Origin of the sequence: uncultured Campylobacter sp. (assembly GCF_905371695.1) — a bacterium.
Lineage (GTDB): Bacteria > Campylobacterota > Campylobacteria > Campylobacterales > Campylobacteraceae > Campylobacter_A.
Map to the genome: position 1 here is coordinate 1 of NZ_CAJPMA010000062.1, position 10,145 is coordinate 10,145.

A 10,145-nucleotide genomic window follows, 5' to 3' on the forward strand; every position below is an offset into this window, starting at 1 on the left:
AAAAACGTAGCGCATAGCCTCGGCTATTTTCTCGCCGTCGTCGCGCGCGGAAAGCGCTTTTAGATTTATCGTAGAAGGATGCAAAAACGCCTTAAATACCTGATGTATTAGGCGCTGCGCCTCCTGCGCGTCGCTGTGCTTTAAATAGCCCTTTTTTAGAGCGATTTCAAGCTCTCGCTGCGCGCAAATTTTGGCCTGCTCGCGAATAGCTTTGATAACGGGGATACTAACGTCGTTTTTAAGGATTTTTAAAAACTCGCTCACTCCCGCTCCCACGATCGCGTAAGCTATTTGCGCCTGCTCCTCGCGCATAGCCAAATTTCGGCGCACGATCTCCTCTAAATCATCCACCGTATAAACGCTAATAGTTTCGGTGTTTACCAAATTAATATCGCGCGGTACGGCTATGTCGAAAAAATATCTATGAAATTCTCGCGGCTCGATTATCGCTCCCGTAATTATAGGATGGGGCGCCGCGGTGCTTGAAAATATCAAATCGTAATTATTTACGTACTCTTTTAACTTTAAAATACTATCCCAGCTCGCCTTTTCGCCTAGCTCGTCTACTAGCGCTTCTACGCGCTCGGTGCTGCGATTTACGACTATGACCTCCGCGCCCGCGGTTATTAAGTGGCGCGCGGCTAGCTCGCCCATCTCGCCCGCGCCTACTACGACGGCCGTTTTACCTTCTAACGAGCCGAAAATTTCGCGCGCTTTTGCGACGGCTACGGAAGCTACGGATATAGGGTTTTTTGAAATTTGCGTTTCGTTTCGCACTTTTGCGGCGCATTTGCAGGCGTAATGAATGATTTTACCGATCTTCTCGCCCGCCGCGCCTAAATCGGTCGCGAATTTAAAGTCGTTTTTAATCTGTCCTACGATTTGCGTTTCGCCCACTACTAGGCTATCTAGCGAGCTAGCGACCGAAAAAATATGGTGCGCGGCGCCGCTATCTTCGTAGATATCGGCCCTTTCAAACAGCTCGTCTTCGTAAATACCCGAATATATCGCCATGCAGCGCATCGCGTGTTCGGTCGCCGTTTTTAGATCGCTCGCGTAGGCTAGCAGCTCTACGCGATTACAGGTATTAATCTCCATGCATTCAATCACGCTCTTGCTGGATTTTAACAGCCTTAAAATTTGCTCTTTTTTCTCGTCGCTGTCGAAAGCTAGCTTCTCGCGTACCGAAATGTCGGTATTTTTATGTGTAAAGCTTATACTTAAATAATGCACTAAAAATCCCTTTCTATCATGCTTTTTACGATACTTTCAAGACCTTCGTTTTTATACTCTTTTATGGCTTCTAGCGCCTCGTCGCAAAGCGCCCTCGCCTCGTCTACGGCGCGCTTAACGCAGCCTAGCTCGGCGAAATTTCGCTTTATCCAAGCGCTCTCGTCCGCGTCTAACTCTCGTCCGCGCATTTTAGCGAGCTTTTCTTTGCCCGCAGCGTCTAGCGCCTCGTAAAGGTAGATATACGGCAGCGTCGTTTTACCCTCTTTATAGTCGTTTAGCGCGGGTTTGCCGAGCGTCGCGGCGTCTTGCGTGACGTCTAGCACGTCGTCTATTATTTGAAAGGCTATGCCTAAATTTTTGCCGTAAATTCTAAATTTCTCCTCGCTAAGTCCGGCCATTAGCGCTCCGCATGCGGCGCTAGCCTCGATTAAGACCGCCGTTTTGTAATAAATCATATCCATATATTTTTCGCGATTAGGATTAAAATTTTCGCCTAGCCGCACGTCCATTAGCTCGCCGATACTTAATTTACTAACCGCGTCCGAGATTATCCGCGCGATTTTGGGGTCTAGTTTAGATAGCTCGTAAAAGCCTTTGGAGTAAAGTATATCGCCTAGCATTACGGCGTTTTTTGCTCCGAAAAGCACATTTACGCTGGCTTTACCGCGTCTAGTCGTAGCCTCGTCTATAACGTCGTCGTGCAGCAAGCTGGCTAGATGGATAAGCTCGATAATCGCACAAAGCCGCAGCGTTTGCTCGTTTTGAGGGGCTATTTTTAAAACTAACTTCGAACGTAGCTTTTTGCCGGAGCTTATTCGTCCAAACATCTCGCTCGCGTCCGCAAAGCATAGCTCGTCTATAAAATTTTTCATAATTTCGTCGATTTTTTCCATCTTTGCCCCTAAATTTCGCTATTTTTTCGTCGGCGGATCGATAAATTCCGTATCGATCCTTTTATCCTCGTCGATAATGCCTACTAAAAAGCTAGCCTTTTTATTTTCGAATTTAACGAAAGTAACGTAAAGCTTCACGCCGTCGTTCGGCGGCATAGTAAAATCCGGCATCACGCGCTGCATATATGTGTTTTGCCCATGCCTTAGCGACATTATCATCTGGCGCGGATAGCGGCGAAAGAAACTTTGCACGACGATGTTAGTACTATCGAATATCGTCCAGCGAAAGTCGAAGCTGTCTTGCTTTTGCGTCGCTTTTTCAGTGATTATCACGCGCGCCCATTCATCCTTTTTAAGCTCGAACGTATGCACGGGCTCAAACGCGGGCGGCCCCGCAAAGACGCAAGCCGCGCAAAGAGCTAAAAAGGCTAAAATTTTACTCATTTTTGCTCAAAATTTCTCCGCTTAGCCCTATAAAAATATCATCCAGCCCGCTTTGTAAAATTTGCGCGTTACTAGCGATAAAGCTTTTTATTTTAGCTTCGTCAAAGCCGTTTTCGTCGCAAAATTCCCTCATCGCTACGAAAATTTCAAAAAATTTTTCAAGCTCGTTTCGCGCAACAGCGCGATCGGCGTTAAATAAAATTTCAAAAAATTTTTCTCTCGGAGTACTTTCGAAAATTCCCATTATTACCGCTTCTTAAAATAAAATTCTTCGATTATACTCATTTTTTCTTAAATCAAATTTCATCGATTATCCGCCTAGCTTCCTCGATCGTCGCTGCGTTAAACTCGGCGCTTTCGCTAGGAACGCCGAACCCCCAGCTAACCTGCATATAAGGCATTTTCGCGTTTTTAGCCGCCAGTTCGTCTTTCATGCTATCGCCTACGAATAGCGCCTTTTTCGCGCCCGTGCGCTCCGCGGCTAATCGCAGCATCGCGGGATCTGGCTTTTGCGGTACGTCCGCGCTCACTCCGATAACCTCGTCGAAAAGCTCTAAAATTTCGTTTTTACTTAAAATTTGCGTAAGCGTGCCGTGCGGAGCGTTGCTGGCTAGCGCCGTTTTAAAATTTCGCTCCTTACACCAAATAAGCAACTCCTTCGCGCCGTCGTAGCAACGCGCGTAAAGATCGTAGTAGGCTTTAAATTTGGCCTCAAATCCCTCTTTTAACCCCGCGTAAGGGCTATTAATACCGTAAAATTCCATCGCCAAATTTCGCCCCGGCTCGTTTATGGTTTTTACGATAAATTTCGCATCTAGCGGCGCTAGTCCCATATCGGCTCGTATTTCGTTTATCGTGCGCTCGATAGCCTTTTCGCTATTAATTATCGTGCCGTCCATATCGAAAATTATCGTTTTCACGCTTCGTCCTTGTAGTTTTTTTTATGTTTTTCTTTTTTGTAGGTTTTTTGATTCCTTAGGCGATCAAGTCCGTTTGCGGCGCGCACGAGCTCGTCTCTGGCACAGCGAGCTAAAATTTGATTAACGAAATTTTCAAGCGCTTTGGCATAGGGCTGATCTAAAAACACGGGTTCGATCTTTTTTAAAATTTGCGCGTTTTTATCCGCCCGCTCGTAAAACGCCGCCTCGTTAAAATCTTCTCTTTTAAGCGCGCCTACGGCGAATTTAGCGAATTTTTCCAGCGCTCGCAGATATTTTACGCGTTTGGCTTTTTCGTCTATTTGACTCATTTTTCTCCGTTAAAATTTCGGCAATTATAGCAAATTTTAAAAATTTATCTAAAAATTTACGTTTAGTTTACGTATTGCCTTTTTATTTATGCTCCAAATGTAAAATTTTGCCCGCAAATCCAAATTTAAGGGGAAAAAATGAAAAAAGATACCATTGCGACGCATTTCGGCTACGACACGAAGGTAGGCGCGGGAGCTATGGCGGTGCCTATTTACGCGACTACGGCTTACGATTTCGGTAGCGCGCAAACGGCGGCTAATCGCTTTGCGTTAGCGGAGCTAGGGCCGATTTATTCGCGATTAACCAACCCGACGCTAGACGTGTTAGAAGCGCGCTTTGCGGAGTTTGACGACGGCGCGGCGAGCATTAGCGTAGCAAGCGGGGAAGCTGCGATTTTTTATGCGGTCGCGAACTTAGTAGAAGCGGGCGATAATATTTTAGTTTCAAGCAAAATTTACGCGCAATCTTTACTAACCTACACCTTTAAACGCTTCGGCGTAGAAGCGCGAATTTTCGATCCCGACGAGGCGAAGGGTCTTGAAAAACTAATAGACGATAAAACTCGCGCGATATTTTTCGAAAGCCTCTCAAATCCGCAAATAGCGATCCCTAATATCGAAAATATCGTAGCCGTAGCTAAAAAGCACAAAATCGTAACGATAGTAGATAATACCGTAGCTACGCCGGTACTTTTTAATGCGTTTAAACACGGTATCGACGTAAGCGTGTATAGCGCGACTAAATACGTCGGCGGCCAGGGCAATACGATAGGCGGCATCGTCGTAAGCTCGAAAGGGCTTAATAAACTACTTAAAGCAAACCCTAGATACGCGCATTTTAACGAGCCCGATCCTAGCTACCACGGCTTAATTTACGCTAATTTGCCCGAAGCGTTTGATGTTTTTACGCTTAGAATTAGGCTTGGTTTACTTAGAGACATCGGCGCCACGCTCTCTCCGCATAGCGCGTTTAGTTTGATTCAAGGACTTGAAACGCTCGGTATTAGGATGAAAAAACACTGCGAAAACGCGCAAAAAGTAGCCGAATTTTTAAGCTCTCATCCGCGCGTAAAAGCGGTAAATTATCCGGGGCTAAAAACCGATAAATTTTACGAAAAAGCGCAAAAATACTTAAACGGCGGCGCGAGCGCTCTTTTAAGCTTCGACGTTGGCGATAAAGAACTCGCCGTTCGCGTAATTAACGGCGTTAAGTTATTTAGCATCGTAGTAAATATCGGCGACAGCAAATCGCTAATCACGCATCCTGCAAGCACCACTCACTCGCAGCTATCGCCGCAAGAGTTAGAAGCGGCGGGTATCGGCGCGGGAATAATCCGTCTAAGCATAGGCATAGAAGACGCGGACGATCTAATCGCGGATCTGGACGCGGCTCTTAAAAATGCCTAAATTTTAAACGAGCCCGCCGCAAATTCAGCGCGGCGGGAGCTAATCCGTAAAATTTTTGATCGTCTCTTTGTATAACGCTTGATTTTCGCAAGATACCAGCAATAAATCGCCCTCTTCAAATACGAATGAGCCCGAGGGCTTTAAATACTCGTTTTTACGCTTAATAAGTATCACTAGAAATTCGCGAGGCAGTTCTAATTCGGCTAAATTTTTACCGATTAGCTTCGAGCCGAAGTGCAGCGTGTGCCTGCAAAGCGTATGCATGTCAAAATCGCTAGAAACCGGCTGAGGCACCGTCTGCGGCTCTTCTAGGACGACGTTTAAGCGCTTAGCCGCCGCTCCTATACTCATGCCCTGCGCGGTTATGGAGATTAGCACCATAAAAAACACTATGTTAAAAATCGTATTTGCATGCGGCGAACCGCTAGCATACGCGTAAGTGGCGAGCACGATAGGCACGACGCCTCTAAGCCCGACCCAAGAGACGAAAATTTTATCGTTTAAGCTAAATTTGCTAAACGCCAGCGACGCAAAAACGCCCAGCGGCCTGGCCACGAGCGCTAGCCAAATAGATAGCCCTAGCGCTATTAGAGCGATTTTAGGCAGCTCAGAAGGAAAGACCAAAAGTCCCAGCGTCAAAAACACGACGATTTGCATCGTCCACGCCACGCCGTCGTGAAAGCCGACTAAATTTTTCTTATGCGCGAATTCTTTTTTATTAATGAAAATTCCCGCGATATAAACGGCTAAATATCCGTTTCCGCCGACTTTGACGCAAAGCGTGTAAAGAAGCAGTATCCAAGCGATCGAAAAGACGGGATACAACCCCCAAATTTTAAGCCTTAGGCGGTTAAAAATAGCTGGCAATAAAATGCCGAATAAATATCCCGCCGCGATACCGATGCCGAACTGTTTTAAAAGAGCGAGTAAAATTTCCGAGCCTTGCGGAATTTGCGAAGCCGAGATCATCGAAATAATGCTCATCGTAAGAAAGATCGCCATCGGGTCGTTCGAGCCAGATTCCAGCTCGATAAGCGGAGCTAGGTTATTTTTTAGCGAGATGTTTTTGGCGCGTAATATCGCAAATACGGCCGCAGCGTCGGTAGAAGAGACGATAGCGCCCAAAAGCAGCGCCTCTCCCCAAGAAAATCCTAGTAAAAATTTAGCCACCGGCGCGAGTGCGAGTGCGGTTAAAATTACTCCTAGCGTAGCAAGCGCCAGTCCTCGCCCGAAAATAGGCTTTATCGCGCCAAAATCGGTATCCAGCCCGCCCGCGTAAAGGATAAAAATAAGCGCCAGCATCCCGACGTTTTGAGCTACCGCCTGATCGTCGAAATGCACCCCCAAAAGTCCGTCCGAGCCCGCCAGCATCCCCACGCATAAAAACACGATCAAAGACGGGATGCCGAAACGGTCTGAAATTTTACTAAGCAAGATCGAGCAGATTAACAAAACCCCGAAGAATAGCAATAAATTTTCCAAATTTCACCTTAAATTTGACTTTGCGCGGCTACGGGCTTGACGGCTTTGACGGCGTTTAAATTTTCAAACGAAAATATATTTAACCCGTTTTTATGTTCGTAACCCAAATTTAGCTCGTGCGCGGCTAAAATACTGCTGACTATATAAAGCCCCAAGCCGAAGCTTCTTTGCGCGTCTTCGCCTTTAATGAAAGGCTGAACGTAAAATTCAAGCGGCTGTTTTAACTTCTCGCCGCGGCTCGTAAATTTTAGCGCGCCGCCGCTTACTACGATATTTACGTGCCTGTCCGCCGAATATTTTAGCCCGTTATCAACCATATTTTTAATAGCCACCGAAAATAACTTAAAATCGACTACTATCTGGGCTTCTTCCAAAATATTAACGCTAACTTGTTCTTTCTCTACCATCGCGATATCTAGCGCCTCGTCGATTAGATCTTCGATTAGGCAGGGTTTTTTATTAGTTAGCGCGATTTTAGACGTGGTCTGCTCGATGGCAGCTAGCTCGTTGATCAAATTTTCGAGTTTATGAAATACCGATACGAGCCGCTCTTGATTTTTGCCTTTTTCTATCATTTGCGCGGCGATTAGGCCTTTGGTTATGGGCGTTTTTAGCTCGTGCATTACGTTTCGCAAAAAGAGATGCCTGGACTCGTTTAGCGCCTTAATCTGGCTAATCGCGTCGTAAAATGCCTGCGAAACCTCTGAAATTTCGTCGTTTCCGCTGCTTACGTTTTTTATCTGATCTAGCTCGCCGGCGGCGAATTTATCGATTTGCCGCTTTAATTTACGAAGCGGCTTAATTTTAATAATAACAAAAACGTATGCGGCAAGTAAAATAAGCGCGACCACGATAAATACGGCTTGTATGACGACGTAGCGATAAGGCTGAAAGTCCTTATCCATCAAAAGTTTTATTTCGTCTAGGTGGCGCATTTTTAAATAATGGCGCTTTTTATACAAAAGTATCGCGCTACTGCCGAGATCTGCCGAAATTTCCTCTATCACGATAGCGTTTGCTAAAATTTCATCTCGCAAGGACGACTCTGCGATCTCGGACATCTGCGTGCCTTCCATTTGGCGGTCGAATTCGGCTTTATCGATTATACCGCTCATGTAGAATAAATTCGCTCGCGCGACGTTTGAGTACCTGTTGTTTAGCTCGCGCGCATAGTTTTGTTTGTCGTAATCCATTAGCCACAAAAACGCTAAAAATATAGACGTAAGTGCCAGCGCGAAGATAAAAGTGATCGTAAAAAATATCGACGAGCGCGACATTAGAGCACTAACTTGTAGCCGAGACCGCGTATAGCATGGATATAACGCGGCTCTTTTGGATTTTCTCCGAGCTTGGCGCGGATGCGGCCTATGATGACGTCGATGCTTTTATTAGTGCTGTCTTCGTTGATGCTCTCGCAATTATAAATTAACTCCTCGCGCGTTACCGCGCCGCTTTCTTTTTGAATTAGATATTTTAAAATGTCGTATTCGGCGGCGGTTAAATTTAGTCTAGCGCCTTTGAAATAAATTTCGTGCTCGTAGTCGTTTAGTGTGATGTCTTTTTGCTGGTTTTGCGCGCTAATCTCGTCTAAAACTGCGCTTTGCCTACGCAAGCGGCTTCTTATGCGAGCCAGTAGCTCTTGGGGATCGTAAGGCTTTGGCAAATAATCGTCCGCGCCGTTGTCTAGTGCGTTTACTTTATCGGTAATGTCGTGACGCGCGCTTGAAATAATGATAGGCAAGTTATGCTTTTTGCGTATCTCTTTACATACTTCAAGCCCGTCGAGTCCCGGTAAAGTAAGATCTAAAATAACTAGGTCGAATTCTCCGGTATTTAGCGTAGAAAGCCCGATATAAGGCTCCTCTGCGATAGTTACTTGCATATCGTAGTTTTGCAAATATTCGCTTAAAATTTCCGCGAGCTCGTAATCGTCCTCTATCATTAAAATTTTTATCATTTTTGCCTCGATTGAAAATTTTATGGGCTATTATAACCGAAAATTTTAAAATTTTAAGACCGACGAATAGCTAGAAGTTTGGCGCGGCGTAAAATTTAAACGTTGCGCGAAAATTTGGGATAAGGTTAGAATTTTGCTTTCGGTTGCGAGCGCGGCGAAGCAAAAATAGCCTCGCTTAAACGCGCCCGCAAAAGCGTATTACCTTATAACTAGGCCTTGCATAATGCCTTGCCTATTTACCCATACCAGCACCTTTTTGCCGCTAGCTTGGCGCACGCCTTTTTGAAAATCCTCTATATCTTTTACGATCTCTTCGCCGATTTGCACGATCACGTCGCCTCTTTCAAAGCCGAAATTTTCAGCCTTAGAGCCCGCTTTTACGTCGGTTACCAAGACGCCTACGACTTGCGAATTTAGTTTAAATTTATACCTAGTTTCGTCGGTTAAATTCGAAAGCGCAAGCCCTTCGATAATCGCGCTATCTTTGGCCACTTTCGCGTTTGCGTCCATCTTGGCTAGCTTGATTTTGGCGCTTAAATTTTTACCCGAGCGTTCGTAATTTAGTTCAAGCATACTGTTTGGCGCCAGCGAGCCGATTAAATTTTTAAGATCGTTCGCGTTTTTAATAGGAGTTCCGTTTGCAGAAGTTACCAAATCGCCTCTTTTTAGCCCCGCTTCGTCCGCAGGCAAGCCTTTTTCTACGCTTGAAATCAGCGCGCCTTCTTTACTCGTATAGATTTCTTTTTGATCGTCCGTTAGGTTGCTTATCATTACGCCGATGTAGCCGCGCTCGATCTTTCCGTCGTTAATCAGTTTTTTAGCGATATCTTTCACCATACTAGAAGGTATAGCAAAACCTATGCCGCTGCTATCGCCGCCGCGCGATAAAATAGCCGAATTAATACCCACTAGCGCGCCTCTGCTATCTACTAGCGCGCCGCCTGAATTCCCCGGGTTTATCGAAGCGTCGGTCTGGATAAAATTTTCGTATTGATTAAGCCCGATATTATCCTTATTTAATCCCGAAACTATACCCTGAGTTACGCTCTCGCCCACGCCGAAAGGATTGCCTATGGCAAACACCACGTCGCCGTCTAGCAGCTTGGAACTATCGGCAAAACTAATCGCCGCTAACCCGTTTGCCTCGATTTTAATCACGGCAAGATCGGTTTTCGGATCGCTTCCGATGATTTTAGCTTTGTATTCCTTACCGCCGTTAGCCAGCGTTACTAGAATTTGATCGCTATCTTCTATTACGTGATTATTCGTTACGATATATCCGTCCGTAGAGACGATGACGCCCGAACCCAGCGACGTACTTTTTTCTTTTTCTTTGGGGATGCCGAAGTTAAAGCCGAAAAATTCTCTAAAAAACGGATCATTAAACATTTCATTAACGCCCGCGTTTTGATTTAGCGTTTTAGTCGTAGAAATATTAACGACCGATTTTTTAGCTTCGCTGATCGAGCCGTGATACGAA

At 45.5% G+C, this 10,145-nt stretch carries 11 protein-coding genes; 1 reads left to right on the top strand and 10 read right to left on the bottom strand.

Annotation, left to right across the window (positions count from 1 at the left end):
* From hemA to QZ147_RS06445, 6 genes are all read right to left on the bottom strand, one after another.
* Positions 1-1,233: glutamyl-tRNA reductase (gene hemA, locus QZ147_RS06420; protein WP_295148359.1), on the bottom strand; the 1,233-nt coding region annotated here is incomplete at its 3' end.
* Positions 1,233-2,126, bottom strand: coding sequence for a polyprenyl synthetase family protein (locus QZ147_RS06425; protein WP_295148361.1), 894 nt, complete (start codon positions 2,124-2,126; stop codon positions 1,233-1,235). The genes QZ147_RS06425 and hemA, both read right to left, overlap by 1 nt.
* Before the next feature lie 18 nt (positions 2,127-2,144).
* Entirely contained in the window at positions 2,145-2,570 is a 426-nt protein-coding gene (locus tag QZ147_RS06430) for a hypothetical protein (RefSeq protein WP_295148363.1), read from the bottom strand.
* Complete coding sequence (locus tag QZ147_RS06435) at positions 2,563-2,814, bottom strand: DUF2018 family protein (protein ID WP_295148365.1); 252 nt, start codon at positions 2,812-2,814, stop codon at positions 2,563-2,565. The genes QZ147_RS06430 and QZ147_RS06435 overlap by 8 nt, the downstream gene beginning before the upstream one ends.
* Positions 2,815-2,866: 52 nt before the next feature.
* Positions 2,867-3,490: an HAD family hydrolase gene (locus QZ147_RS06440; protein ID WP_295148367.1), complete on the bottom strand. Its 624-nt coding sequence runs from the start codon at positions 3,488-3,490 to the stop codon at positions 2,867-2,869.
* Positions 3,487-3,819: a hypothetical protein gene (locus QZ147_RS06445; protein WP_295148370.1), complete on the bottom strand. Its 333-nt coding sequence runs from the start codon at positions 3,817-3,819 to the stop codon at positions 3,487-3,489. The genes QZ147_RS06440 and QZ147_RS06445 overlap by 4 nt, the downstream gene beginning before the upstream one ends.
* A gap of 138 nt (positions 3,820-3,957) precedes the next feature.
* On the opposite strand from QZ147_RS06445, the gene QZ147_RS06450 reads away from it, so the two are divergent.
* Positions 3,958-5,226 (top strand): aminotransferase class I/II-fold pyridoxal phosphate-dependent enzyme, encoded by a 1,269-nt coding sequence (locus QZ147_RS06450; RefSeq protein WP_295148373.1) that lies wholly within the window; start codon positions 3,958-3,960, stop codon positions 5,224-5,226.
* Between the two features lie 39 nt (positions 5,227-5,265).
* Here QZ147_RS06450 and QZ147_RS06455 read toward each other — a convergent pair whose 3' ends face one another.
* The 4 genes from QZ147_RS06455 to QZ147_RS06470 form a co-directional block, all read right to left on the bottom strand.
* Positions 5,266-6,708 carry a potassium/proton antiporter gene (locus QZ147_RS06455; protein WP_295148376.1) on the bottom strand — a complete coding sequence of 481 codons (1,443 nt, stop codon included), beginning with the start codon at positions 6,706-6,708 and terminating at the stop codon, positions 5,266-5,268.
* 8 nt (positions 6,709-6,716) lie between these two features.
* Positions 6,717-7,985 (bottom strand): ArsS family sensor histidine kinase, encoded by a 1,269-nt coding sequence (locus QZ147_RS06460; protein WP_295148379.1) that lies wholly within the window; start codon positions 7,983-7,985, stop codon positions 6,717-6,719.
* On the bottom strand, positions 7,985-8,665 hold the full coding sequence (locus tag QZ147_RS06465) for a response regulator transcription factor (protein ID WP_295148381.1): 681 nt from the start codon (positions 8,663-8,665) through the stop codon (positions 7,985-7,987). The genes QZ147_RS06460 and QZ147_RS06465 overlap by 1 nt, the downstream gene beginning before the upstream one ends.
* 198 nt (positions 8,666-8,863) lie before the next feature.
* A partial coding sequence (locus QZ147_RS06470) for a Do family serine endopeptidase (protein ID WP_295148384.1) occupies positions 8,864-10,145 on the bottom strand: 1,282 nt, incomplete at its 5' end.

Coding starts and splice junctions, on each gene's coding strand:
- QZ147_RS06465 (WP_295148381.1), bottom strand. CDS start 8,665: ATGATAAAAATTTTAATGATAGAGGACGATTACGAGCTCGCGGAAATT.
- QZ147_RS06445 (WP_295148370.1), bottom strand. CDS start 3,819: ATGAGTCAAATAGACGAAAAAGCCAAACGCGTAAAATATCTGCGAGCG.
- QZ147_RS06460 (WP_295148379.1), bottom strand. CDS start 7,985: ATGTCGCGCTCGTCGATATTTTTTACGATCACTTTTATCTTCGCGCTG.
- QZ147_RS06450 (WP_295148373.1), top strand. CDS start 3,958: ATGAAAAAAGATACCATTGCGACGCATTTCGGCTACGACACGAAGGTA.
- QZ147_RS06430 (WP_295148363.1), bottom strand. CDS start 2,570: ATGAGTAAAATTTTAGCCTTTTTAGCTCTTTGCGCGGCTTGCGTCTTT.
- QZ147_RS06435 (WP_295148365.1), bottom strand. CDS start 2,814: ATGGGAATTTTCGAAAGTACTCCGAGAGAAAAATTTTTTGAAATTTTA.
- QZ147_RS06425 (WP_295148361.1), bottom strand. CDS start 2,126: ATGGAAAAAATCGACGAAATTATGAAAAATTTTATAGACGAGCTATGC.